This is a genomic window from Streptomyces sp. NPDC058086, assembly GCF_042885015.1.
Classification (GTDB): Bacteria; Actinomycetota; Actinomycetes; order Streptomycetales; family Streptomycetaceae; genus Streptomyces.
Window position 1 is genome coordinate 4,831 of record NZ_JBHVST010000113.1, and the last position, 21,635, is coordinate 26,465.

Annotated in this window: 21 protein-coding genes and 3 pseudogenes; 10 read left to right on the top strand and 14 right to left on the bottom strand. The window is 68.7% G+C overall.

Going from position 1 to position 21,635, the window contains the following annotated elements; genetic code table 11:
- Positions 1-59: 59 nt before the first annotated feature.
- The 4 genes from ACFVWD_RS47975 to ACFVWD_RS47990 all read right to left on the bottom strand — a co-directional run bounded on the left by ACFVWD_RS47975 (position 60) and on the right by ACFVWD_RS47990 (position 4,043).
- Positions 60-914: a Bax inhibitor-1/YccA family protein gene (locus ACFVWD_RS47975; RefSeq protein WP_389604683.1), complete on the bottom strand. Its 855-nt coding sequence runs from the start codon at positions 912-914 to the stop codon at positions 60-62.
- 181 nt (positions 915-1,095) lie between these two features.
- Positions 1,096-1,515 carry an SsgA family sporulation/cell division regulator gene (locus ACFVWD_RS47980; protein ID WP_389604685.1) on the bottom strand — a complete coding sequence of 140 codons (420 nt, stop codon included), beginning with the start codon at positions 1,513-1,515 and terminating at the stop codon, positions 1,096-1,098.
- 495 nt (positions 1,516-2,010) lie between these two features.
- Positions 2,011-2,439 (bottom strand): hypothetical protein, encoded by a 429-nt coding sequence (locus tag ACFVWD_RS47985; protein WP_389604687.1) that lies wholly within the window; start codon positions 2,437-2,439, stop codon positions 2,011-2,013.
- A gap of 920 nt (positions 2,440-3,359) precedes the next feature.
- Entirely contained in the window at positions 3,360-4,043 is a 684-nt protein-coding gene (locus ACFVWD_RS47990; protein ID WP_389604688.1) for a hypothetical protein, read from the bottom strand.
- A 473-nt stretch (positions 4,044-4,516) separates the two neighbouring features.
- Here ACFVWD_RS47990 and ACFVWD_RS47995 point away from each other — a divergent pair.
- Positions 4,517-4,690, top strand: a pseudogene (locus tag ACFVWD_RS47995) (phosphate transport system regulatory protein PhoU); the annotation flags it as partial.
- Positions 4,691-5,064: 374 nt separating this feature from the next.
- Here the strand turns inward: ACFVWD_RS47995 and ACFVWD_RS48000 are convergent.
- Both ACFVWD_RS48000 and ACFVWD_RS48005 read right to left on the bottom strand, forming a co-directional pair.
- Positions 5,065-5,343, bottom strand: a complete 279-nt coding sequence (locus ACFVWD_RS48000; RefSeq protein WP_097224286.1) for an ANTAR domain-containing protein — start codon at positions 5,341-5,343, stop codon at positions 5,065-5,067.
- Positions 5,344-5,542: 199 nt separating this feature from the next.
- Positions 5,543-5,914: a helix-turn-helix transcriptional regulator gene (locus tag ACFVWD_RS48005; RefSeq protein ID WP_381965607.1), complete on the bottom strand. Its 372-nt coding sequence runs from the start codon at positions 5,912-5,914 to the stop codon at positions 5,543-5,545.
- A gap of 269 nt (positions 5,915-6,183) precedes the next feature.
- On the opposite strand from ACFVWD_RS48005, the gene ACFVWD_RS48010 reads away from it, so the two are divergent.
- Positions 6,184-6,306 carry a hypothetical protein gene (locus ACFVWD_RS48010; protein ID WP_381965606.1) on the top strand — a complete coding sequence of 41 codons (123 nt, stop codon included), beginning with the start codon at positions 6,184-6,186 and terminating at the stop codon, positions 6,304-6,306.
- Positions 6,303-6,659, top strand: coding sequence for an STAS domain-containing protein (locus ACFVWD_RS48015; protein WP_389604689.1), 357 nt, complete (start codon positions 6,303-6,305; stop codon positions 6,657-6,659). The genes ACFVWD_RS48010 and ACFVWD_RS48015 overlap by 4 nt, the downstream gene beginning before the upstream one ends.
- A gap of 512 nt (positions 6,660-7,171) precedes the next feature.
- Here the strand turns inward: ACFVWD_RS48015 and ACFVWD_RS48020 are convergent.
- Positions 7,172-7,288, bottom strand: a pseudogene (locus ACFVWD_RS48020) (hemerythrin domain-containing protein); the annotation flags it as partial.
- Positions 7,289-7,637: 349 nt separating this feature from the next.
- Between ACFVWD_RS48020 and ACFVWD_RS48025 the strand changes: the two are divergent.
- The 7 genes and pseudogenes from ACFVWD_RS48025 to ACFVWD_RS48055 form a co-directional block, all read left to right on the top strand.
- On the top strand, positions 7,638-9,176 hold the full coding sequence (locus ACFVWD_RS48025) for a CHAD domain-containing protein (protein WP_389604691.1): 1,539 nt from the start codon (positions 7,638-7,640) through the stop codon (positions 9,174-9,176).
- Between the two features lie 1,024 nt (positions 9,177-10,200).
- Positions 10,201-10,461, top strand: a complete 261-nt coding sequence (locus ACFVWD_RS48030) for a hypothetical protein (protein ID WP_389604693.1) — start codon at positions 10,201-10,203, stop codon at positions 10,459-10,461.
- A gap of 91 nt (positions 10,462-10,552) precedes the next feature.
- The gene (gene fdh / locus ACFVWD_RS48035; protein WP_389604695.1) at positions 10,553-13,798 is read left to right on the top strand and encodes a formate dehydrogenase; all 3,246 of its coding nucleotides are present in this window, start codon (positions 10,553-10,555) and stop codon (positions 13,796-13,798) included.
- Entirely contained in the window at positions 13,795-14,709 is a 915-nt protein-coding gene (locus ACFVWD_RS48040; RefSeq protein ID WP_389604696.1) for a 4Fe-4S dicluster domain-containing protein, read from the top strand. The genes fdh and ACFVWD_RS48040 overlap by 4 nt, the downstream gene beginning before the upstream one ends.
- Positions 14,706-15,626, top strand: a complete 921-nt coding sequence (gene nrfD / locus ACFVWD_RS48045) for an NrfD/PsrC family molybdoenzyme membrane anchor subunit (protein WP_389604697.1) — start codon at positions 14,706-14,708, stop codon at positions 15,624-15,626. Before ACFVWD_RS48040 ends, nrfD begins: the two co-directional genes overlap by 4 nt.
- Positions 15,627-15,631: 5 nt before the next feature.
- Positions 15,632-15,976, top strand: a complete 345-nt coding sequence (locus tag ACFVWD_RS48050) for a hypothetical protein (RefSeq protein ID WP_389604698.1) — start codon at positions 15,632-15,634, stop codon at positions 15,974-15,976.
- Positions 15,977-16,046: 70 nt separating this feature from the next.
- Positions 16,047-16,685: pseudogene (locus tag ACFVWD_RS48055) on the top strand (TIGR03557 family F420-dependent LLM class oxidoreductase); the annotation flags it as partial.
- 76 nt (positions 16,686-16,761) lie between these two features.
- Here the strand turns inward: ACFVWD_RS48055 and ACFVWD_RS48060 are convergent.
- From ACFVWD_RS48060 to ACFVWD_RS48090, 7 genes are all read right to left on the bottom strand, one after another.
- Complete coding sequence (locus ACFVWD_RS48060) at positions 16,762-17,748, bottom strand: YihY/virulence factor BrkB family protein (protein WP_389604700.1); 987 nt, start codon at positions 17,746-17,748, stop codon at positions 16,762-16,764.
- A 64-nt stretch (positions 17,749-17,812) separates the two neighbouring features.
- Positions 17,813-19,561: a complex I subunit 5 family protein gene (locus ACFVWD_RS48065; RefSeq protein ID WP_389604701.1), complete on the bottom strand. Its 1,749-nt coding sequence runs from the start codon at positions 19,559-19,561 to the stop codon at positions 17,813-17,815.
- A complete protein-coding gene (locus ACFVWD_RS48070; RefSeq protein WP_054230503.1) occupies positions 19,561-19,908 on the bottom strand; it encodes a sodium:proton antiporter in 348 nt (115 codons plus the stop codon). The genes ACFVWD_RS48065 and ACFVWD_RS48070 overlap by 1 nt, the downstream gene beginning before the upstream one ends.
- Complete coding sequence (locus ACFVWD_RS48075; protein WP_389604702.1) at positions 19,908-20,645, bottom strand: MnhB domain-containing protein; 738 nt, start codon at positions 20,643-20,645, stop codon at positions 19,908-19,910. Before ACFVWD_RS48075 ends, ACFVWD_RS48070 begins: the two co-directional genes overlap by 1 nt.
- Positions 20,642-20,902 carry a DUF4040 domain-containing protein gene (locus ACFVWD_RS48080; protein ID WP_121414595.1) on the bottom strand — a complete coding sequence of 87 codons (261 nt, stop codon included), beginning with the start codon at positions 20,900-20,902 and terminating at the stop codon, positions 20,642-20,644. The genes ACFVWD_RS48075 and ACFVWD_RS48080 overlap by 4 nt, the downstream gene beginning before the upstream one ends.
- On the bottom strand, positions 20,895-21,347 hold the full coding sequence (locus tag ACFVWD_RS48085) for a monovalent cation/H+ antiporter complex subunit F (protein WP_389604704.1): 453 nt from the start codon (positions 21,345-21,347) through the stop codon (positions 20,895-20,897). Before ACFVWD_RS48085 ends, ACFVWD_RS48080 begins: the two co-directional genes overlap by 8 nt.
- Entirely contained in the window at positions 21,344-21,544 is a 201-nt protein-coding gene (locus ACFVWD_RS48090) for a hypothetical protein (RefSeq protein ID WP_389604706.1), read from the bottom strand. Before ACFVWD_RS48090 ends, ACFVWD_RS48085 begins: the two co-directional genes overlap by 4 nt.
- Positions 21,545-21,635 lie beyond the last annotated feature (91 nt).

Here is a 21,635-nt window from a genome sequence, read left to right on the forward strand (position 1 = left end):
TTGTGTATATGAGACTGGGGGGAATGCGCAGCGCGCATGCCCCTCAAACGCCGGAGAACTCAGTTGTCGCTGTTGAAGGTGGCCAGCACGCGCAGCACCTCCAGGTAGATCCACACCAGCGTCATGGTGAGACCGAAGGCGGCCAGCCACGCCTCCTCGCGCGGGGCACCGTAGGCGACGGCGTCCTCGACCTGTTTGAAGTCCAGGGCGAGGAAGGCCGCGCCGAGCAGGATGCCGATCACGCCGAAGAGGATGCCGAGGCCGCCGCTGTGGAAGCCGAGGCCGTTGCCCGCGCCGAAGGCGGAGAAGAGGAGGTCGGTGACCAGCAGCAGGAGGAAGCCGGTCGCGGCGGCGGCGACGAACCCGGTGAACCTCTGGGTCACACGGATCCAGCGCATCCGGTACGCGACGAGCACACCCGCGGACACCGCGAAGGTGCCGAGCACCGCCTGCACAACCACACCCGGCGCGATGTAGGTCGAGATCGTGCTGGAGAGCACACCGAGGAAGACACCCTCGAACGCCGCGTACCCGAGGATCAGCGCCGGGGACGGTGTCCGCTTGAAGGCCTGGATCATCGACAGGACGAAGGCGACGAGAGCCGCGTCCATGGCGATGCCGTAGGACCGGCCGATGTTCGCCTCGTCGACGGGCAGCACGAGCCAGGACAGCACCGCCGCCAGGGCCACGGTGCCGAGCGTCGTCCCGGTGCGGATGATGACGTCGTCCATCGTCGCCGCGGTCCCGTCGGTCCGGGGCGACGAGTCGGCACCGGGGGCGTAGGGGTTGGTCGCGTAGTCGTCCGTCGGCCGGCCTCCGACCGTGGCACCCACCGGCCGGTACGCGTAGGCATCGGCCGGGCCGGCGTCACGGGCGGCACCCCAGCGGGAAAAGATCGGGTTGCTGGTCCTCACGTCATTCCTCCTCGTCCGCCGCACACTCGCGGCCTGCGGCAAAGCGTTGTCATCGGGTGCCCGGGACGGCATACGTGTGTCAATGGCCATGTACCGGGCCGACGACGGCAACCCTGTTCGTCACCACTCTGACAGGTGACGCAATGTGAAGCAAGTCATCCGTGCGTCCGCCCGGTGGCGGTCATTCGGGCGGTGCTCCCGGGCCGTCCAACAGCTCCACGAGGAAGTCGTCCCAGTTCAGACTGTCCATCTCCGTCTCGGCCGAGGTGATCCGGTAGGTCGCGTCGAGCCACTCCGCCAGCGGTGCGACGGGCACCTCGAACAGGGTCTCCGCCTCCTGTGATTCGAGAAGCAGCCAGGACGAGGGCCGCTGCCTGGGCAGTGCCGGCCACATCCGTACGTCACCGCAGCCGCTCATCGACGTCAGCCCGCGATGCAGGAGTTCGCGGCCGATGCGCCAGATGAGACTCGGTCCTCGTTCCGCCAGGAACTCGACCGTGATCACCGCGGGCATGTCCGGGTGGAAACGGAACTCCGCACGTATCGGCAGCGGGGTGAACTCATCAAGCATCTGGTCGAGCTCCAGGAACAGTGAAGGCATGAGCTCGGGCGTCGAACGCGCCTGCAGGGGTGACTGATCGCGGTGCATGACAGGAGTTCCCCTTCGTGGGACGAAGTCTGTGCCTCTAACTCTTCGCCGGGAACAGAATCTGCACATCGGTCACTTGACGGTCAAAGGACGGCCTGGAGCGGGGCAGCCGGCGGGGCGCTGATGCCGGTGCGCGTCGCTTCCTGGAGGCGTCGAACGGACCGTCAGGACGTGACGTAAGTCAATTGGCTGCGGAGGCCGAGAGTCGGCGAGCGGGAGGAGCCGTCCGGCCGAGACCCACTGTGCGTGCATCTCTTCAACCCCGCCGTCGACAAGTTCACCGACTTCTTCATCACCCGCCTGTTCAAGTGATCGACACGGCACCGCAGCCGACCGCACCAGCGTGCACGGCGGTATGGCGAAGGGGCCGACAGCTCACGCTGCCGGCCCCTCATCGTGTGAGCCGCGCCGCACCATTGGTCCTGCGGATCAGGGGCCGGTGGTGCGTCACTTCGCCTGCAGGGGTCCTGCGAAGGACTTGCGCAGCGACGCGGGGGCGGCCAGGGGGAGGAGCGCGGCGAGCATCTTGCCCTTGACTGTGCTCGGCTGCCGCGTCAGCTCGACATCGACGCGGGTGCCGTCGTCCTCGGGGGTCATCCGGAAGACCCAGCCGCCGCCGGCTCCGAAGAGCTTGGAGTCGAGCGTGGTGATGGTGACCGTGTCACCGGCCGGCTCCCACTCGTAGCGTGCGCGCTCCCAGGCCGCGGCGGTCCCCTCGGTGACCTCGGCCCAGGTGTCACCGAGTTCGTGGACCTCGAAGTGTGCGGCGTCGATCGTGGGCCAGGTCTCGGCGCGCGAGGGGCCGAAGTCGGTCAGCGCCTCCAGCACATCCTTCGGGCCGAGTTTGGAGACGAGATGGAACCGTACGACTGCCATGGGATGCCCTCACCTAGAAGTAACCGTTCTGACCGGTGACGAGAGATTCCCACGGCGTCTCGTCACCTGTCAAGGTGGTTACTCTGGAGGGTTCGGCTACCCGTCAGGAGGAGGATCACGTGAGGCATGTGTTTCCGTGCGGGACGCCCATGCTCGACTTCGTGGGCCACCCTGAAGGAGCGGCGGGCGCCGGTTCCGATCGAGCGGATCGGCTCCACCGGGCTGCTCGACGAGAAGCCCGGATCCGGCCAGGTGGATGGCTCGTTGCTCAAGCGTGTGCTCAGAAGGGCGCCGGACAGGCACCTGCCCGCTTCATGCGTCCTCCTTCTCTGCTTGGAAGAAGCCCAGCTTCTTCGGCGAGTACGACACCAGGAGGTTCGTCGTCTGCTGGTGGTACACAGGCAGCGCTTCGCTGACCAGCGCAAACAGCGCCCGTCTCGGCTTTGACAGGATTACTGGCCCGGGAATGGTCCGGATCTTGACCGATGCGGTTCCTCGGACTGGATGGCCGCCCGGTGCCACTCAGCGGGCGGAGCCGAAAAAATGGGGTGCCGCCTACTGCGTCCGCTCGCACTCTGGTGTGACATAGCCATCGGCCGATACCGCCCTGTACGCCGATCCCGCACGCTGCTGGCGTAGAGCGATAACCCGCTTGCCGTGGCCGCGTGCGGTGGTGGCCATCCGTCGTGAGCTATGACGGTCCCACATGGCACATGTCGTAGAAACCGTCCACGGGCGTCCAGGTGGTCCAGGGTGAGCGTGTAGGTCCAGGTCAGGGCCCTGTGACGCGGGAGCGTCCACGGGGTTGGTGACACGGACGTGACACGTGAGGATGCCGTCTCCGCCGCGTGCTGTGCTTCGAGGTGGCGGACACGGTATGCCTCTGTGTATTCGGTCGCGGCCTGACGTTTCGCGGCTTCTCATCGCAGGCGCTTCTGGTGTGCTTCCTCCAAGTCAGCCAGTCGCTTGCGTTCGGCTGCCTTTCCGCGAAGGCCGACCTCCTGCACGATCTCGCTGAGCTGGTCCTCAAGAGGGCATGCGGCCGTGTCGGCCCACTCGCCGGCCGAGTGCGGCAGCCCGCCGCTGACACAGATTCGCAGACGGTCAGCGGGGGAGTAGTCGTGGCGAGGGGTTCTGACCCAGGAGTACTTCTGCGCATCCGCGAGTTCCTTCTGCGTGGGGACGTGCTCGGCCCGGTCCTGTTCCTGCAGGACGCGGAATTCGTATGTCTGGCCCTGCGCCGTAATGGTGAAGTGAGCTGGGTCGCTTCGCGGACGATGCGGTGGTGGTGCATTCGGTTTACCGATTGCGGCGATGTGCCCCGCCTTCTGTGTTGCGGTGAGCAGGGCATGGATGAGTCGGAAAGCCCGGTTCTGCACGGACCTGGTCAGCCCCATGGGATGAGAGAGACCCTGCAGGGCTTTGACGACTGGATGCGGCTGCACGAGTCGTGCAGGTACCGGAACGGGTGTCAGCGTGGCCAAGCGCCAGGCGGGCGTGTCGACGAGTCGGATTTCATAGCCGTCACGGCGCCAGCCTCCGTGCAGCTCTTTGGTCTTCGGGATCTTTCCCGATCTCCGGGCAGCGGGACACGGACTGGCCATTTCTCGGTCTCCCGGCCGCTGGCTTCCCTTTTGACGATCCGGCCGCCCGCCTCCTCAAGCTCTTCCAGGAGTTGCTCCGTGACGGACTTCTTCCCTCTTGAGGGGCGGTGTTGGGGCTCGATGGTGGTGGCGGTGGCGGCGTGGCTACCTGGTTGCCGGCTTTCTGCCTGCCGGAGGCGGCTGGCGACTGCGCTGCAGCTTTCTGCACGGGAGCGGTGCCTGTGGCACGAGATTTAGGCTGTGGCCTGTGTCCCCTGCACCTCGCAGTGCTTCCATGGTCCCCCAGATCTGGGCGGCCGCACGGTCGCCCGACACAGCTCGCCGCGCCCCAGGCCCCAGCAGTTGGGCACCACCGAAAACCTCCGACCTCCCGGGTCCAGGGGTGGGCGACGCGGGCGGTGGCGAACAGGCCGCCCCCGATCTGGGTCTCGTTCTCAGCGGTCAGGTACAACCAGGCCACACGCAACGGATGCCGCATGCTCTTCCAGCATCTGATGGACGACCGCGGGAAGCACGGCGTCGAGACGGTCGTCGACGTCACGCTGGTCGGCCGCTACTACGAGCGGTTCGCCGACCTTGCCGTGTCGGTCGCCCGGCGAGTGGTCTACCTGGTCACCGGCGAGCATGCCGACGAGCTGACCACAGACGCGTCAATCACCCCGAGAACCCGGCCTGCGACGGCTCGGCCCCTTTCCGGTTGTGATGCGGGGAGGCTCAGCGTGCCAGGGCGCGCCGCCCCTCGATTCCCGGCGTCCAGCATCGTGGCGAACCGCTACGGCCAGGGCTGCCCGGCGGTCACTTCCCCGGCCGTCTGGCCGGCCGCCCTGGCCCGGGGGCGGGCAGGTCACCGGCCTGGACATCGACGTTCCCTGGATCTTCTGGGTCGCCGAGATCGCCGGGGCTGCTGACCCTGCGCCCGATGGTTACGGCGGCGTGAGCGTGGGTGGATACGGCTCTCCTCATCTTTGTGTGGTCCATGGTCCGAAGCGCCTGGCGTCACGATCACCGCAGCTACTCGCGTTCACTCATGTCGTCTGTCGAGGCCGAGCTGTTGCTCCAGCTGGCTGCGAATCTCGGTGGGGAGTTGGCCTGTTCGCGCCCAGTCGACGATCAGTTCGGCCACGTGCCGCAGTTTGATGTTGGTGTTCTGGGAGGTGCTCCGCAGCACGTCCCAGCCCTGGTCGGGAGTCAGTTGTCCTACTGCCAGGATGACCCCGATGGCCTGATCGACAACGGCGTGCGAGCGCACTGCCTTCTTGAGCTGGAGGTTTTCGTCCTCCAGCCGCAGCACGGTGTCCATGGAGGTCTCAGGGGGTGCGGGGAGCTGGGGGAGTTGCTGTGTCGTGTCCGCTTCGGACGTCAACGTCGCCTCCGGGGTATCGGGAGTCCGGCGTCAGTTCGATTCATCTCATGCCCAGGAACTCGGCGCCGTCACGCCGGCTGCGAAAGCCGGTCCGGCGCTCTGGTGTGTCAGCCACCCAGGGGTCGTGCCGATGTCGTCACCGGTCACCTTCCGTTGTTCGTGCGTGCGGAGGTGCCGTCCGCAACTGCTGGTTCCGGCTGCCGTGTTCGGCGTCGTGCTGAGCAAGGAGGGCGAGGAGATCCGCCACTGTCGGCCCGGAGTCTGCCGGGTGCCGCAGGTTGGTCCCCTCTTCGATCCGGTACTCGTTGGAGCGTCCTTGGCGGGTGTGGGTGAGATACCCGTCCTCCTCCAAATCCGAAATGATCTTCTGGACGGCCCGCTCGGTGAGCTGGCATCGCGCGGCGATGTCGCGGATGCGGGTGGTGCGGTCCTCGGCGATCGCGGCCAGCACGCGGGCGTGATTGGTCAGGAACGTCCAGCCTGTATGTGACTCGGGTACTCCACGCATCACCTCAGGATAGACGTATTATTCACGTATACGAAAGAGCGAAAAACTTTTCCGGTATCTCTTGACGGGTGAACGGTGGGGCGTGGACGCTTGCGGGGTCAGAGTCGGGTGGATGCCTAGGGAGCGCGGCCATGTCAGAGCGTGCGCCTACTGTGCAGCCCGAGAGCGGTGAGAGGCCCCCGCTCGCGTGGGCCCCAGGCCACTACCCCCCGCGGGAGGGCACTGCGGCCGGCGAGGCCACGCAGGATGCGCGCACTGAACTCGCGTGCATGGACAACCTGGTGGACACGGTCCACGGAGACCCGCTGCCCGAGCCAGTGCAGCAGCAACTGACCGCCGCCGCTATCGGCCTCGACACGCCGCGGGCCGAGCCCTGTGGCGTGAAGGGATGACCACGATGGAGCCTCCAAGGCTGTCGGTCACCCGGTTCACCACCGCCGACGGCGTCGCCGTGCTGGCCTTGCGTGGCGAAGTCGACCTCACTACCGGCGCGGAGATCCAGCGCGCGCTCCTGGGCCCCGACGGCGAAGCCACCCGGCACACCGTGATGGACCTGAGTCAGGTGACCTTCATGGACTCCACGGGCATCAACGCCCTGATCGGGGCTCACCAGGCCGCCACTGCCATCCAGGGCTGGGTACGCGTGGCCGGCCCCACCCCCTACATCCTGCGCGTCCTTCAGCTCGTCGGCCTCGACACTGTGATCACCTGCTATCCCACGCTCCAACAGGCCCTGAGCAGCTAGAACATCGTCCCCGTTCTGCTGGCCCGAGCCCACCGGCGTCTGTCGCTTTCCCTCAACATCTGGAGGTCCCGTCGAGGTCGCTCGGAAAGCTCGCCCTGGCTGGGAGGCTCCCCGCAGCACCGCCGACGATCAGAGCTGGCCGAGGCTCGGTGCCTGGCTCAGCCTCCGCCCTTGGGCCAGGATGTGGTCAGCCCAATACCTCGAGTGGGTGGCGCGCGCCCGACGGTCGCCCGGTGGCCGGCCCCCGGCGGGTCGCCCCGAGCATGCCAGCCAGGCGGGGCGCCGGGCGCGAGCGGGGCCTCACGGGACGCCGGGGCGGCCACGGCCTCGCCGTTCGCTGGGCGCGTTCATCCCGGCGGTGGGGCGTCGCCGGCCTCACCGGAGCCGCTCGCGCAGGGCCGCGGAAGCGAGGACCGGGACGGTCGGTGGTGCGGACACCCGAACCTCGTTGGTGCTGGTCGGCGGGTAAGCAACGGGCGTTCTGTCTTCCGCGGATGGTCGATCACGCCGCCCTCGACCATCCCGACGTCCGGGGCGAGGAGGCTGTTGGCGGGCGGCTTGTCCGGAGCGGACGGGTGAGGACGTGTGGGTGCGGTCTTCTTGGCCTGATGGACATCGTGCAGCTTGTCCACGTGCGCTTCCAGCGAACTCTCACCGATCCGGTCCCGGACCGGTCCATTGCCTTCGGTTCTTTGCCCCGCATCTGTCGAAAATTCGCCAGTCCCCCCGCTCCCGTCAGGTGCCGTCAGACAACTCATTCGGTCGGAGGGACGTGAGGCCGTCCAGGCCATGGCCTCGCGGCTACCGGACGGCAGCGAAGGCTGCAGCGGTTCATGCGACAGTCCACCTGTCGCTCTGGCGGCGAACGCCCTTCACGGCCGTGTCCTTCGGTGCGGTCCTCGGCCGGGCCTCCTGTCGCAGGCCGCATATGTTGCCTCACGAGTGTTTGAGCGGCGCTGAGGCGTGCGCGCGCCCGGTATGACCCATACGAAGCGAGAGACAGAGCGAAAGTACGAAGCCCCGTCGGCCAATGACACCGCGTGGCTGCCGGACCTCACCAGCGTGGACGGCATCGCATCGGTCGTGGGCAAGGACCTCGACGAACTGGACGCCGTGTACTACGACACTGACGACCTGCGCCTGGTCGGAGCGTCGGCAACGCTCCGGCGCAGGACCGGTGGGGCTGATGCGGGCTGGCACCTCAAACTGCCCATGTCCGGAGACAGCCGGGAGGAAGTGCAGGTCCCGTTGTCCGACATGGTTCCCGACGCCCTGCGTGACCTGGCGCTCTCTCGCACCCGAGGGGTAGAGCTGAGGCCAGTGGTCCGTATCCGGTCCACACGCAGCACGCGGCACCTCCTCGATTCCGAAGGCGCGGTCCTCGCCGAGCTGAGCCTCGACAAAGTCCGCGCGGAGTCCCTTCTGGCCACGACCACACCGGCCTCATGGACTGAGATGGAGGTCGAACTCACCGAGGACGCCGATCCCTTGCTGCTCGACCTCGTGGACAAGGCGCTGCGCAAGAAGGGCATCGACCGCGCGAGTAGTCCGTCCAAGCTGAGCCGGGCCCTGGAGGAGACAGGAGCGGGAGCGTCGCGTCTGCCGGACGCACGTGCCGAGATCGTCGTACCCGGCTCGGCCGCCGAAGAGGTCCTCCGGTATGTGGACGGACAGGTGCACGCCCTGGTGGACCTCGATCCCGCGGTACGCCGCGGCCTGCCGGACTCGGTGCACAGGATGCGCGTCACCTGCCGCCGACTGCGCAGCACCCTGCGTTCCTACCGGGCAGTGCTGGAGCGTGAGGTCACCGATCCGATCCGAGAGGAGCTCAAGTGGCTGGGCGGCGAGCTGGGTGCCGAACGCGACCAGGAGGTCCTCATGAAACGGCTCGGCCTGCGCGTCGGGGCCTCGCCCCCGGAGCTGGTCCTTGGGCCCGTCGAAGCCAGGTTGCAGGTGTGGAACGTATCCCGTACCTCCAAGGCACGGCAGCGCACTCTCGACGCCCTGGTCTCACCCCGTTACCTGGCGCTTCTCAATTCCTTGGCCATGCTCACGCAGCAGCCCCCGCTGCGTCGTAAGGCCGCTCGCAAGCCGGAGAAGGTCATGGTCAAGGCAATCCTCAAGGAGTATGACCAACTCGCCGGCCGGGTGGCACACGCGCTGGAGCCATCCCCCGGGACGGAACGCGACGCGGCCCTCCACCAGGCCCGCAAGGCGGCGAAGAAGACGCGGTACGCCACCGAACCGGCGCGCGCCTCGCTCGGCAAACCCGCCAAGCGGCTCGGTAAGCGCGTCAAGGTCGTACAGAAGGTGCTCGGGGACCATCAGGACACTGTCCTCGCGCGGGACGCCCTGGGACACCTGGCTCTGGCGGCGCAGGCGGCGGGAGAGCCGAGTTTCACCTGGGGCTTGTTGTACGGACAGGAGCAGGCCCTGGCCGAAGGTCGCGAACGGGAGCTGCCGGCCGCGTGGGCCGATGCGTCGAAGCCCGGGCTGCGCAAGGCGCTCGTTCACTGAGAGGTCGTTGGTTCCCGTTTGGCGGGCCGTGAGTGATCGGCGTCGAGGGCCGCGTACCCGCCGGCCGCTGCCGTTCACCGGGCGGTCGGTGTAGAGAAGCACGTCCGGCTTGCCCTACGTGCCTCTCGCCCTGGACGGCGTTGATGAGACCCCGCCGGCCCTCGGCCGCCTCGGCGAAGGTATCGAGCGCGACCTTCGTACGCGTTTGAACCAGCACGCCTCCTGGAACAGCACGGTGTCTGGCAGGGCACCGCGGGCTACGTCCGGATGCGAGGCGTGCGGATGCGGGCGATGCTCGCCGAATGACCGAGCGTTCCGTGATCGTTTGGCCGCCCACCAAGGGGGGAGGGGCGCCAAGCGCGTGTGGACGGGCAGCCCGTGGGGGCGGCCTGCAGTCTGTGTGCTTTGGCCGAGATCATGGGGCGGGCGGGTTGGACGGGTATGGATGAGATCGATGTGGCGGACTCACCGATCATCGAGTGGTACGGCGGCGGCTCTGAGGTGTGGTGACGGCACACTTGAACCTCCAGCGTCAGTCTGCGCCTGCATGGCTTCGCCGCCCAGCAGGTGACGACGTTCGGGGCGGGGAAGAACCGATTCGTGAGGCCCTGGAAGGGGTCGGCGCTGATTCCCTGAGTCCGCGGGCTTACCAAGATCGCTGTGAAGGAGGTCGGCCGGGCGGACGTCAACGGCGTACGGCGCGGAGTTTTTCGCCGACGGCGACTACCTACTTGGTCTCGCCCCTGCCGTGCGGCCCCGACCGCAAACGAAGTCTCACAGCAAGGTCGGCATAGCGCAGCGAACTGGCCTTCGGCCTTCTGAGGTACCCGGCGGGACTCGCTCTGGGAGCGCACCAAGGGCGACCTCCCTGCAGAGCCGGAAGAAGGTCGAGAGCGAGGGGGGACTCGTCAATGCTCTGCTCAGTCGCCGACCAGCCTCGGGGCGGGGCCTCGATCATTGGCATTATCGTCGGCCGTCGGGGTACCTGCGACTCACCCCCCCCACATGAGGAAGCGAGAACGCCGTGAGCGAGCGCCGCCCGGAGGCCCCTGGGAGCAGCGGGAAGCCGATACCGAAGCCGGTACCCAGGGATCCGCCCGATCAGCAGGCCACCGCCGCCGAGGACGCCTGGGACGTCGTCGGCGACCCGACGCAGTCCACCGTCGAGGAGCAGCCGGACCTGGAGATTCCCGATACGGACGAGGCCGGTACCGGCCGGAGGGGCGCCCCGCACTCCGGCAGCCGACGTCCGGAGCATCCCGTGCCCGACGAACCGCCCGCCTGACGCTCCGCGTGCCGCGGGAGCCCTGGCGGGTGACGCTGGGAGAGATGCCCGCGACTGGTGGCAGGAGTCCGGCTGCCCGAGAGGACATGTCATGGGTGTACGTACCTGGGTCAGCGATTGGCCCGTCTACCGACAGCTGACCGGAGTCGATCCGCTGGCGCGTGGCCGGGCCGCCATGTCGGCCCACACGCGGCAGCTCAGCCCGCGCACCGACACCGCCGAACGGGTGGTTTCTTCCATCTGTCCCTACTGTGCGGTCGGCTGCGGCCAGCAGATCTACGTCAAGGACGACAAGGTGGTCCAGATCGAGGGCGACCCAGCGTCGCCCATTAGCCGAGGCCGCCTCTGCCCAAAGGGATCTGCCACCCTTCAGCTCACCACAGGCTCCGCCCGCCGCCACGAGGTTCTCCACCGACGCCCGTACGCCACCGACTGGGAGTCCCTCGACCTGGAGACGGCCATGGACATGGTCGCCGACAGGGTGGTCGAGACACGGCGTGCGACCTGGGAGTGGGAGAAGGACGGGCTGCGCACCGCACGCACGCTCGGCATCGCCAGCCTCGGTGGCGCGACCCTCGACAACGAGGAGAACTACCTGATCAAGAAGCTGTTCACCGGGCTCGGCGTCGTACAGGTGGAGAACCAGGCGCGGGTCTGCCACAGCTCCACCGTCGCGGGCCTGGGCACCTCCTTCGGCCGCGGCGGCGCCACCACCTTCATGCAGGATCTGCAGCATGCCGACTGCATCGTCATCCAGGGTTCCAACTTCGCAGAGGCGCACCCGGTCGGGTTCCAGTGGGTCATGGAGGCCAAGGAGCGTGGCGCCTGCATCATTCACGTCGACCCACGCTTCACGCGCACCAGCGCCCTCGCCGACCTGCACGTTCCGATCCGGGCCGGCAGCGACATCGCGTTCCTCGGCGCAGTGATCAACCATGTGCTCACCGAGGAGAAGGACTTCAGGGAGTACGTGCTCGCCTACACCAACGCAGCCTCGATCGTCAGCGAGGACTTCCAGGACACCGAGGACCTGGACGGCGTCTTCTCCGGACTCGACGCCGACAAGCACCACTACGACCCGCGCAGCTGGCAGTACGAGGGTGTGGAGGTCCAGGCGCCCTCCGGCGACGTCGACGAACAGTACGAGCAGAAGACACAGGGCTCGGGCCGCGCCGAGAGCCACGGGTCGGGAGGAGCGCGGACCGGTGCCCGGCCGCCACGCGACGAGACGCTCAGCCATCCGCGCTGCGTCTACCAGATCCTCAAACGCCACTACGCCCGCTACACCCCCGAACTCGTCGAGGAGACCTGCGGAATCCCGCGCGCGACCTTTCTGCGCGTCTGCGAAGCCCTGACCGCCAACTCCGGTCGCGAGCGCACCAGTGCTTTCGTGTACGCGGTCGGCTGGACCCAGCACTCCACCGGATCCCAGTACATCCGCGCCGCCAGCGTCCTCCAGCTCCTCCTCGGCAACATCGGCCGCCCCGGCGGCGGCATCCAGGCCCTGCGCGGCCATGCCTCCATCCAGGGCTCCAGCGACATCCCGACCCTCTACAACCTCCTCCCCGGCTACCTCCCGATGCCGCACGCCCACGCTCACGAGGACCTGGACACCTTCGTCGAGGCCACCCGCACCGACAAGGGCTTCTGGAGCAACATGCGGGCCTACTTCGTCAGCCTGCTCAAGGCGTACTACGGCGACGCCGCCACCGCGGACAACGACTTCTGCTTCGACCACCTGCCGCGCCTCACCGGCTCCCACTCCACCTACGACACGGTCATGGCGCAGCTCGACGGCGACTGCAAGGGCTACTTCCTGATGGGCGAGAACCCGGCCGTCGGGTCGGCCAACACCCGCCTCCAACGGCTGGGCATGGCCAACCTGGAATGGCTGGTCGTCCGGGACTTCTCCCTCATCGAGTCCGCCACCTGGTGGCAGGACGGACCGGAGATCGAAACGGGTGAACTGAGCACCGCATCGATCCCTACCGAGGTCTTCTTCTTCCCGGCCGCGGCTCACACCGAGAAATCCGGCTCGTTCACCAACACCAACCGGTGGATTCAGTGGCACCACGCGGCCGTGGAACCGGAAGGGGACGCCCGCAGCGACCTGTGGTTCATGTACCACCTGGGCCTCCGCATCAAGGAGAAGCTGGCCGACTCGACCGACCCCATGGACCAGCCCGTCCGAGACCTCACCTGGGACTACCCCGTCGAAGGGCCCCTGCACGAGCCGGTCGCCGACACGATCCTGGCCGAGATCAACGGACACGGCCCGGACGGCGGTCCGCTCTCCGCCTACACGGAATTGAAAGACGACGGATCCACACGCTGCGGCTGCTGGATCTACTGCGGCGTGTTCGCCGACGGCATCAACCACGCCGCTCGCCGCACACCCCACACCGAGCAGGACTACGTAGCCGCCGACTGGGCCTGGGCCTGGCCCGCCAACCGCCGCATCCTCTACAACCGTGCCTCCGCGGCCCCCGACGGCAGCCCGTGGAGCGACCGCAAGGCATATGTGTGGTGGGACGGCGCGGAGGGGAAGTGGACCGGTCACGACGTCCCCGACTTCATACCCGACCGCGCGCCCGACCACGTGCCACCGGAAGACGCGACTGGGCCCGACGCCCTGCGTGGCGACGACCCGTTCATCATGCAGGCCGACGGCAAAGGCTGGCTGTACGCGCCCGCCGGCCTGGAGGACGGGCCGCTTCCCACCCACTATGAGCCGCAGGACTCGCCCTTCCCTAACGCCCTCTATCCCTCGACCGCGCGCTCGCCCGTACGGCAGCTGCTGCCGCGCGAGGGCAACCGCTACCACCCCAGCGGCGACGAGCCGGGCGCGGAGGTCTATCCGTACATCGTCACCACCCACCGTCTCACCGAGCACTTCACCGCCGGAGGCATGAGTCGCTGGTCTCCCTACCTCTCCGAGCTTCAGCCCGAGTTCTTCTGCGAGCTCTCCCCGCAGCTGGCTGCCGAGCGCGGCCTGGAGCACGGCGGCTGGGCGACGATCATCACCGCCCGCAATGCCGTCGAGGCGCGCGTCATGGTCACCGAGAGGCTTAAGCCATTGACCGTGCACGGGCGAACCGTCCACCAGATCGGGCTGCCCTTCCACTGGGGGCCGAACGGGATCTCCACGGGGGACGCGGCCAACGAACTCATGGCCATCGCGCTCGACCCCAACGCCCATATCCAGGAGGACAAGGCACTCACCGCCGACATCCGCCCCGGCCGCCGACCTCGCGGGCCCGGCCTGCCGAAGCTGGTCGCGGAGTACCGCCGACGCGCGGGCATCACCGAGACGACCGGGACGGAGACCCGAACATGACGGACCGAAACCTGCTGAGCGGCCCCGAACCGGATCCGGCCCGCGACGCCGGCCACCCCGACCCCCCGGAACGCGTCGGATTCTTCACGGACACGTCGGTCTGTATCGGCTGCAAAGCCTGCGAAGTGGCCTGCAAGGAGTGGAACGCGATCCCGGACGACGGGATGCCGCTGAGCGGCATGAGCTACGACAACACCCAGGGGCTGGGCGCCTCCACATGGCGTCATGTCGCCTTCATCGAACAGAAGGTGCCTGCGCCGGAGGGTCGCACCGAGCTCTCGCTCATCGAAGGGACACTGACGGCTCCCGACCCCCCGCAGGCGCCGGGCGACATGCGCTGGCTGATGTCCTCGGACGTCTGCAAGCACTGCACCCACGCGGCCTGCCTGGACGTCTGCCCCACCGGCTCCCTGTTCCGCACGGAGTTCGGCACGGTCGTCGTCCAGGAGGACATATGCAACGGCTGCGGCTACTGCGTGCCTGCCTGCCCGTACGGGGTGATCGAGCAACGCCCGCACGACGGAAGAGCATTCAAATGCACGATGTGCTACGACCGCCTCAGCGTGGGACAGGAACCGGCCTGCGCGAAAGCCTGCCCCACCCAGTCCATCCAGTTCGGCCCACTGGACGAGCTGCGCGAACGCGCCGCCCTGCGTGTGGACCAACTGAATGAACAGGGCGTGGAAGGCGCCCACTTGTACGGACACGATCCGCAGGACGGGGTCGGTGGTGACGGGGCCTTCTTCCTCCTTCTCGACAAGCCGGAGGTGTACGGACTTCCGCCCGACCCTGTGGTGACCACCCGTGATCTCCCGGCCATGTGGAAACACGCGGGAACCGCCGCACTGTCCCTGGCCGGGGGCATCGCGCTTGCCTTCGGACTGGCCGGCCGAACCAAGGGGGCACGATGAGCAGGACCCGGCAGCGTCGCGGCGAGCAACTCATGGTTCCGCGAGAGGAATTCGAGTCCTACTACGGGCGTCCGATCATCCACGCTCCATCGTGGGCAGCCCGCGACATCGCGGGGTACTTCTTCCTCGGCGGTCTCGCCGGAGCAGGCTCGGTGCTCGCCGCAGGTGCTCAACTCAGCGGGCGCCCCCGTACCGCCACCGCGATGAAGGTCTCGTCCCTCGCCGCTGTCTCGCTGTCGGCCGCCGCCCTGATCCATGACCTGGGCAGACCCGGCCGGTTCGCCAACATGCTGCGGGTTTTCAAACCCACGTCCCCGATGAGCGTGGGCTCCTGGCTGCTCAGCGCGTACGGCCCCGCCGCCGGCACAGCCGCACTATGCGCCGTCACCGGGCGGCTGCGCCGGGCGGGCGCCACCGCGACCGCGGGAGCCGCGCTGCTCGGGCCGATGCTGGCCTCGTACACCGCGGTTCTTGCCGCTGACACCGCCGTTCCCGCCTGGCACGGAGCTCACCGAGAGCTCCCCTACTTGTTCACGGCGTCTGCGACGGCCGCCGCCTCGGGGATGGCGTTGATCGTCGCGCCACCGCGCGAGAGCGGTCCCGCGCGGTGGGCGGCGGCACTCGCCGCAGCGGCCGAAAGTGTGGCGACCCAGGCCGCCGAACGACGCCTGGGCATGGTTGTCGAGACCTGGCGCGAAGGCCGCGCGGGCACACTCATGCGCACCGCCCGCCTCCTCACCCTGGCGGGCGCCGCGACCGCGGCACTGGCCGGCGGCCGCAGCCGGCCGGCCGCCCTGGCCGGTGGGCTCGCACTGCTCGCGGGTTCCGTGTGCACCCGCTTCGGCATCTTCGCGGCGGGCATCGCGTCCGCGGAGCACCCGAAGTACACCGTCATACCTCAGCGGAATGGAGTGTGACCCCGATGGTCACTGTGTCCCTCACCGGAGCGTCCAAGCGGGACGCCGCCTCCGTCTTCGACGTCCTGAGGACGGCGTTCCCCACCGACCGGCCCTCCGACGCCGCGCCCCAGGAGCAGCCGGGGGAGCACCCTGTCGTGTGGACCGCGGAGTTCGAGCCGACGCAGGAGCGCATACCCACCGGACCGACCCCGCTGGAGGGTTCGCTCACCGCCACGCTGCAGGGCGGCTATGTCGCCGTGGACCAGCTTTGCGAAGCCCTGCGAGCCGCGTTCGCCGTTCACGAGCGGGGTACGGCGTCGGGAGACCAGGAGAAGGAGGTCGACCTGCAGCTCCGGAGGAAGCAGTAGCGACACGCAGACCGCATCTCGCAACCCCATGCGCGCCTGAGCGGCCCCCGACCACGAGGAGAGGAGCGACATGGTGCAGATCGGGTACACGATGATGACCGAGCAGGCCGGCCCGAGGGAGCTCGTCGGCCATGTGGTCGGAGCCGAGTGGGCCGGCTTCGATTTCTCCGTCACACCGGATCACTACTTCCCCTGGCTGGAGTCCCAGGGCCACGCCTCCTACGCATGGAGTGTGCTCGGTGCCGCCGCCCAGGCCACCGAACGCATTCCCCTGATGACGTACGTGACGTGCCCGACGACCCGGTATCACCCGGCGGCGGTGGCCCAGAAGGCCGCCACCATGCAGCTCCTCTCCCAGGGACGCCTCCGCCTGGGGCTGGGCTCCGGGGAGAACCTCAACGAGCGTGTGGTGGGCGGTGGTTGGCCCGTCGCGCACGTCCGGCTGGAGGTGCTGGAGGAGGCGGTGGAGATCATTCGCTCTCTCTTCGCGGGAGGGAATGTCAATCACCATGGTGTCCACTTCGACGTCGAGAACGCCAGACTGTGGGACCTGCCCGACGCACTCCCGCTGATCGGTGTCGCGGTCTCCGGTGACCGCTCGTGCGAACTCACCGGCCATCTCGCCGACCCTCTGATCGCTACTGAACCCAAGCAGGCACTGATCTCCGCGTTCGATCGGCACGGCGGCGCGGGCAAGCCCACCTACGGCTTCGGTCCAGAGGGTGTCTGCTGAGAGCGCGTAGTCCCCCACGTGTGCTCGGCTGCGTTCTCGGTCGCGAGCGGTGTCATTCCATACGGCGGTGGTCTTCCTTGCTCCAGGCGCGGGTGTCGCGGGGCGGGAGGTATGGCTCTTCACCCTTCGGGAGTCCGCCGATGACGGCACGCTGGCGGGCCAGTTCCGCGTCGAATTCGAGGCCGAGCAGGACCGCGATATTGCTGAACGACAGCCACATCAGGAAAACGATCACGCCGGCGAGCGTGCCGTACGTCTTGTTGTACGACGCGAAGTGAGCGACGTAGAACGCGAATCCCGCTGAGGTGATCATCCAGACCAGCAGGGCCAGCACGCTGCCTGGAGTGACCCAACGGAAGCCGCGGCCCTTCACGTTCGGCGCCGCCCAGTACAGGGTCGCGATCATGACCATGACCAGGGTGACCAGTCCCGGCCACTTCGCGATCGACCACACCTTCAGCGTGGCGTCCCCGATTCCGAGCGCCGCACCGGCCGCGCGGGCCAGGCCGCCAGTGAACACCACGATGAGTGCGCTGATCACCGTCAGGACCAGCAGCACCACGGTGACACCGACCCGGATCGGCAGCACCTTCCACACGGGACGTCCCTCGGGCATGTCGTACACCACGTTGGCACTGCGGATGAACGCCGCGATGTAGCCGGAGGCGGACCACACCGCCAGCACGATGCCGACCACGGCCACGATCGAGCCGAGGCCGCCGGGCGCCTGAAGCTGCCGTACCGCGTCGCTGATGATGGTCCGGGCCGAACTCGGCGCCAGTTTCTCGATGTTGTCCAGGACTTGCTGGGTCGCCGACCTGCCGGCGATACCGAGCAGTGAGACCAGGACGAGCAGTGCCGGGAACAGCGACAGGACCCCGCAGTAGGTCAACGCGGCGGCTCGGTCGGCGAGTTCGTCGTTCTGGAATTCCCTGACCGTGCCCTTGAGTACCGCCCACCAGGACCGCTTCGGAAGTTTGCTGGGCTTGTCCGGCGTAGGGCGCTCGACCTGCTGTCCGGGTCCCGGTGTCCGTGCCATATCACTGGGGTATCCCGGCCCGGCTCGAACATGCGTCGGCGTCGCCTTTGTTGCATTGGTCCGCTCAGCCGTTCAGGATGCCCGGCAGGGCCAGCGCCGCCAGCAGCGTCGTGCCCATCAGCATCCACGCCACGTAGTCGCCGATGTGGCCGGACTGCAGGCGTCGTAGCGGAGCCGTCCATGACGGTTCGCCGAGCGGCTTCGGGCGGGTCACGGCGAGCGTGGCCAGGCCGAGGGCCAGCAGGGTCGAGGTGAGGCCGAGGAGTAGTCCGGCAAGGGTCCAGTGCGGCGAGGGGGCGGCCCCGCCGGACACGGCGCGCCCGACCGCGGCGGCGAAGCCAGGGACCGCGCCCACGGCGAGGGACGCGACGAGCAGCACGGCGGGGACCGCGGTCATGGTGTCCGGTACCCGGCTCAGCCGGTGCCGGGTCTCCGGTTCCTCTCCGATGCCGGTGGTCTCGTACGACGACTCGTCGCCTGGCTGGACGCCGAGGCCGAAGAACACCCGCGCGGCGACCCGGAGCACCGCGCCCGCGGTCACCGCCGACACGGCGACGAACAGCACGGTCAACGGGCCGCCGACCGACTCCTCCAGCACCGCCTTCCCGAGCCCGATGCCGAAGGGCGGCAGACCGGCGAGGCTCAACGCGCCGACGACGTACAGTACGGCGACTCCGCGCAGCCTGCGGGCGCGCCCGTGCAGGGCGTGTTCGTCCACCGAGCCGTACCGGTCGAGGAGCACGCCGGTGCAGGCGAACAGGGCGGCTTTCACCCCTGCGTGGCCCAGGATGTACAGCGCGACCCCGTCGTCGGCCTCGGGACTGAGGCTGCCGATCCCGATGAGGAAGAGCCCCATGTGGGCGACCGTGGAGTACGCCAGCAGCCGTTTGATGTGCCGCTGGTACCAGCACATGACCGCGCCGACCACGCCGGTCAGTACGCCGAGGACGACGAGGGCGCGCTCCAGGTCGGACGCCGGGATTCCAGCGGGGCCGGAGAAGACCGTCCGGTAGATCCGCCAGACGCCGTAGGCGCCGAGTTCGACCATGACGCCGGACAGCAGCATGCACACGGGCGTGGGGGCGACCGCGTGCGCGTCCGGCAGCCAGAAGTGGAACGGCACGGCCGCGGCCTTCACCAGCAGGCCGGTCAGGACCAGCGCGAAGGCCGCGAGGGTGAGGGCGTCGGGGCCGCCGTGCCGGTCGAGACCCTGGCCGATCTTCACCATGGCGAGTTCGCCGGTACGCGCGTACAACAGGCCGATGCCCATCAACACGGCATACGCACCAAGGGAGTTGATGACACCAAAGGACAACGCGCCCTGCACGGCCTTCGCCTCCTCGACGCGGTGACCGGTCAACGCGTACGCCACGACACTCATCAACTCGAAGAACACGAAGGCGTCGAACAGGTCCCCCGCGATCGCGAAGCCGCACATGCCGCCCTGGAAGAGCAGCATCAGGGCGGGGAAGGAGCCTGCGTGGCGACGGGGCGGTTCGTCGAAGTAGTGCCAGGAGTACGCCAGAGCCGCCACGGTCAGGAGCGAGGCGAGCGCGGCCATGCCGAGGCCGGGGCCGTCCCCGACGAGGACGATCCCGACGCTCTCGCCGCCCTCGGGGGTCCAGCCGCCCACCCATTCGGTCAGGGGCGGCGAGGAGTTGAGCAGGAGGACGATCGCGAGTCCGGCCGTGCCCGCGGCGAAGGCGCACCCCACCGTCTCGGCGACGACGCGGGGCAGGCGGTGCCCGCCGGCGACGAGGAGAGCGGCTCCGAGCAGGGGGACGGCGACGAGCACCGGCAGCAGGTGGTGCATCAGCCGCGCAGCTCCGAGAGTTCGTCGGGGTCGACCGTGCCATGGCGCTTGGAGATCTGCAGAACCAGGGCGAGCAGTACGGCGGTCACCGTCGCCCCCACGACCACATCGGTGAGGGCGAGGGCCTGGACCACCGGGTCCACCACGGGGCGCGAGCCGGGCTTCAGGTCGGAGAAGACGGGCGCGGTGCCGCCGTCGCGATAGCCGACGGCCAGCAACAGGACGTAGGTGGCGGACTGGCAGACCGCGAGACAGCCCACGGCGTGGATGAGATTCCGGCTGGTCGCCAGCCCGTAGCAGCCGACAAGGAACACCCAGGCGGCGACGAGATACGGCAGGACCGACATCAGTTCCCGTCTCCTTTCTCGATCTCCACGGCCTGGTCCAGGAAACGGGCGAGCAGCACGACGACCGCGCAGGCGACCTCCATGCCGATGGCCGCGTTCAGCAGCGGGACGGTGCCGCCCGACGACAGGGTGTTGAACGTGCCATAGGGAAGGAAGTTGGCGAGGACGGCGGTGCCGGCGACGGCGCCGGCGAGGCCCAGCACGAGGTAGGCGGAGGCCGCGAGAGCGTCGCCGGCCTCGTAGGTGCCCACCGGGCGGATGCGCTCCAGTGCGCGGTAGTCGGCGCCCAGGTAGAGCAGGTGCAGGGCGGTCGCCACCACGACACCGCCCTGGAAGCCGCCGCCCGGGCTGAGCTGGCCGTGCGCGATCACGTACAGGCCGGTGAGGACGGCGACGGGCAAAACGACGAGCGCGTACCGGCGTACGGGGAGCGCGACCTCCTCGGGCTCCGGTTCGGCGCGGTGTTCGTCGCGGGTCTGGCGCAGCAGGACGACGGTGCCGAGGACGGACGCGAACAGGATGCTCATCTCGCCGAGGGTGTCGAAGGCGCGCTGGTCGAAGTTGACGGAAGCGATCGTGTTCGCGGTGTGCCGGGCGAGGGAGGCCCGCACCACCCGGTCCCCGTACGGGTGCCGGTCCCCGCCGAAGCCCGGCAGACCGAAGCAGGCGGCGACCAGCAGGGCCGCGAGGCCCGTACCGCCGACGGCCAGAACGATCAGCCGCACCCGCCGGGTCACCGTTCCTTCTCCTTCCGCCGCTGCGGCCGCCGGACCTTGCGCACGGACAGCATCAGCAGCAGGGGAGTCAGGGCCGAGCCCACAGCAAGCTGGGAGAGCGCCACGTCCGGGGCCTGGAGCACGGTGAACAGAACGGCCAGAACCGTCCCGAGCACCGCCAGCACGAGTGCCTGCCGCGAGGGATCACGGGTGGCCACGGCGGCGGACGCGGACACGGCGACCAGCAGCAGCGCCACGACGATCAGCGGATCATCCACGCCGGCTCCCGGTGAAGCCACCGGCCAGGGCACGGGACGCGGTGAGGTTCCCGCCGATCAACAGGGCACCGACGACCAGGAGTTTCACCAGCGCACGGCCCGGACCCGTGGCCACACACACGGTGACCACGACGCCACCACCGAAAGCCGCGACCGCGTAGGTGAGCCCCCATGCCCGCGGCGGATCTTTCGCCAGATCCTCGGCGAGCAGCCGGGCGAAGACGAGGGTGCCGACCGGCCCCAACAGGGCCAGGAGCAGAGCGAGATCGACGTACGACGGCCGGTCGTAGCCCTGGGCCAGAAGCAGCAGAGTGGGGCAGGCCAGCGAGGTGGACAGGTTCTGTGCCACGACCCGGCGCCGCAGCGGTCCCGTGGCGACGCCCCAGACGGTGGCCCCGACCCCCACGGTGAGCGCGGCCGTCGCGGTGAGGGTCCAGCCGTTCACCACCTGCTCACCGCCCGCCGCGCACCCCACGCCGCGACCGCCGCGACCAGCGCGGCGGACGTGCCTACGACGAGTTCCATGGGGGTCACCGCACTGATGAAGACCAGCCACAGCAGGGCGAGAGCGGCCCACCATGCCAGGATCTCGCCCGCGCCGAGAAGCGTCGTACGCCGGTTCACATGGCACCGCCGGTTCACATGGCACCTCCACCGACGAGACCAACTCGCCCCATTTGGATGGTTTCTTTTGCCGTGTCATCCAAGCATCGCTGTTCCTCCGCCAGGTGAC

Bases quoted from the DNA above. Each gene is read 5' to 3' on its own strand.
- ACFVWD_RS47980 (WP_389604685.1), bottom strand. From the start codon at position 1,515: ATGCCTTCACTGTTCCTGGAGCTCGACCAGATGCTTGATGAGTTCACC.
- ACFVWD_RS47985 (WP_389604687.1), bottom strand. From the start codon at position 2,439: ATGGCAGTCGTACGGTTCCATCTCGTCTCCAAACTCGGCCCGAAGGAT.
- ACFVWD_RS47990 (WP_389604688.1), bottom strand. From the start codon at position 4,043: ATGGCCAGTCCGTGTCCCGCTGCCCGGAGATCGGGAAAGATCCCGAAG.
- ACFVWD_RS48000 (WP_097224286.1), bottom strand. From the start codon at position 5,343: ATGGACACCGTGCTGCGGCTGGAGGACGAAAACCTCCAGCTCAAGAAG.
- ACFVWD_RS48005 (WP_381965607.1), bottom strand. From the start codon at position 5,914: ATGCGTGGAGTACCCGAGTCACATACAGGCTGGACGTTCCTGACCAAT.
- ACFVWD_RS48010 (WP_381965606.1), top strand. From the start codon at position 6,184: ATGGACAACCTGGTGGACACGGTCCACGGAGACCCGCTGCCCGAGCCA.
- ACFVWD_RS48015 (WP_389604689.1), top strand. From the start codon at position 6,303: ATGACCACGATGGAGCCTCCAAGGCTGTCGGTCACCCGGTTCACCACC.
- ACFVWD_RS48025 (WP_389604691.1), top strand. From the start codon at position 7,638: ATGACCCATACGAAGCGAGAGACAGAGCGAAAGTACGAAGCCCCGTCG.
- fdh (WP_389604695.1), top strand. From the start codon at position 10,553: ATGGGTGTACGTACCTGGGTCAGCGATTGGCCCGTCTACCGACAGCTG.
- ACFVWD_RS48040 (WP_389604696.1), top strand. From the start codon at position 13,795: ATGACGGACCGAAACCTGCTGAGCGGCCCCGAACCGGATCCGGCCCGC.
- nrfD (WP_389604697.1), top strand. From the start codon at position 14,706: ATGAGCAGGACCCGGCAGCGTCGCGGCGAGCAACTCATGGTTCCGCGA.
- ACFVWD_RS48050 (WP_389604698.1), top strand. From the start codon at position 15,632: ATGGTCACTGTGTCCCTCACCGGAGCGTCCAAGCGGGACGCCGCCTCC.
- ACFVWD_RS48060 (WP_389604700.1), bottom strand. From the start codon at position 17,748: ATGGCACGGACACCGGGACCCGGACAGCAGGTCGAGCGCCCTACGCCG.
- ACFVWD_RS48065 (WP_389604701.1), bottom strand. From the start codon at position 19,561: ATGCACCACCTGCTGCCGGTGCTCGTCGCCGTCCCCCTGCTCGGAGCC.
- ACFVWD_RS48070 (WP_054230503.1), bottom strand. From the start codon at position 19,908: ATGTCGGTCCTGCCGTATCTCGTCGCCGCCTGGGTGTTCCTTGTCGGC.